Source organism: Faecalibacterium sp. DFI.5.82 (assembly GCF_029076575.1).
GTDB classification, from domain to species: Bacteria; Bacillota; Clostridia; order Oscillospirales; family Ruminococcaceae; genus Faecalibacterium; species Faecalibacterium duncaniae.
In genome coordinates this window covers 1-310 of the sequence record NZ_JARFIS010000534.1, presented here as the reverse complement: position 1 = coordinate 310, position 310 = coordinate 1, and the positions used below count along the sequence as shown (strand labels likewise).

1 protein-coding gene is annotated in these 310 nt (G+C 46.5%); it reads right to left on the bottom strand.

Features of this window, described 5'->3' with window-relative positions:
• Window positions 1-6: 6 nt before the first annotated feature.
• On the bottom strand, window positions 7-156 hold the full coding sequence (locus P0G09_RS17760; protein ID WP_275253331.1) for a hypothetical protein: 150 nt from the start codon (window positions 154-156) through the stop codon (window positions 7-9).
• Between the last annotated feature and the right edge of the window lie 154 nt (window positions 157-310).

Genomic DNA, 310 nt, shown 5'->3' with positions numbered 1-310 from the left:
AATATTCTAGATCTGCTGTTCCTTTACTTCAATTTCCTGCTGGATGGAGAGAACTTCCTCTTCCAGCTGCTTCTGTTCGTCATCGTAGCTCTGACTCATCATGTCGAAGCGGTCATCGCTAAGCTTTCCGTTAACATTGTCCTCGTAAATCTTCATGAACAGCCTTTTGAGGATGGGCTTTGAACCAGGAAATATTCTGGAGCCTGCTATGGGTATCGGCAACTTCTTTGGTATGCTCCCTCCTGAAATGCAGAGCAGCCGTTTGTATGGTGTGGAACTGGATTCCATCACCGGCAGAATTGCTCAGAAG